The sequence below is a fragment of the Candidatus Obscuribacterales bacterium genome, from assembly GCA_036703605.1.
Classification (GTDB): domain Bacteria; phylum Cyanobacteriota; class Cyanobacteriia; order RECH01; family RECH01; genus RECH01.
Window position 1 is genome coordinate 1 of record DATNRH010001119.1, and the last position, 1275, is coordinate 1275.

Annotated in this window: 1 protein-coding gene; it reads left to right on the forward strand. The window is 52.8% G+C overall.

The genetic code is table 11. The annotated features are described in order from the left end of the window. Positions 1-190: 190 nt before the first annotated feature. Positions 191-1003: a lysophospholipid acyltransferase family protein gene (locus tag V6D20_23275; protein HEY9818700.1), complete on the forward strand. Its 813-nt coding sequence runs from the start codon at positions 191-193 to the stop codon at positions 1001-1003. The last annotated feature ends 272 nt before the right edge of the window (positions 1004-1275 follow it).

A 1275-nucleotide genomic window follows, 5' to 3' on the forward strand; every position in this document is an offset into this window, starting at 1 on the left:
ATCCCCATGCTCTAGCAACAATAGCAGGATTTTATAGCTTTGCTTTACCGAGCCTCAACGACCTACTCATCATCAGCCTGCCGGGCGATCTAGCTGCAAACGAGAGGCGTCAACGAGCTCCTATCTCCCTGACAATTTTCCCCCGCCTAGGCTTTATACTCACAACGTCCCCTACATGTAACAGCCTCCTTTGTCCCCCTCGCCCCTTTCAGCCCGCGACCCCCAGGTCATCCGGCAACTAATGCCTATTTGGGAACTGCTTTACCGCTACTACTTCCGCGTCCAAACCAGTGGCTGGGAGTACATCCCTTCCCAAGGACAACTACTCTTTGTGGGCTCCCACAACGGTGGATTGGCCTGCCCAGACCTCCCTATGTTTCTCTACGACTGGTTCCAACGCTTCGGCTACGATCGCCAAGTCTACGGCCTCACCCATGCCAAAATCTGGCAAGCCTTTCCTGGCATGGCCGACCTCGCCGCCAAAGTCGGAGCCATCCCTTTCCATCCGCGCAACGCCCTTGCTGCCCTCAATCAAGGGCATAGCCTCTTGGTTTATCCTGGCGGCGGCGAAGATACCTTCCGTCCCCATCATTTGCGCGATCGCATCTACCTTCACAACCGCACCGGCTTTATTCGCCTTGCCCTTTGGTACAATCTCCCCATCATTCCAACGGTCTCTTGGGGAGCCCATGACACCCTAATTGTCCTCGAAGACTGCTACGCCCAAGCCAAGCAACTCCATGACCATGGCATGCCTTGGCTGCTGGGTATTGATCCTGAAGTCTTCCCCATTTACCTCGGTTGGCCTTGGGGGCTTGCGATCGGCCCCTTACCCAACATCCCCTTCCCAATCCAAATTCACACAAGGGTTGGGGCCCCTATCCTATTCGAGCGCCAGGGCTACGAAGCCAGTCGTGACAAAGCCTATGTTCAAGCCTGCTACCATCAAGTCATCGAAGCCATGCAAGGGGAACTGGATCGCCTTGCAGCAAGCCTAGTCTAATCATCTGAAAATTCCCTTAACCAAATTTGATGTAAGTTGAGCGTACCTTGATGTGACCCAAATCTTCTGCGATATTGATGATGCCTATCGTGAGTTGGAGTGGTTCTGTGATCGAGATATTGCTCGCTTACCGTGGGATGCCCCGATGAAAGGCTATTAGTGGCTTGTCTAAGTTTGAGGGCATAAAATAAATTGGCAAAAGTTGAGTTGAGGGGGCGATCGTCCACGAAACTATTCCTTACAGTTTGTTGCTCTTTTTTCAGCAAGCCCTA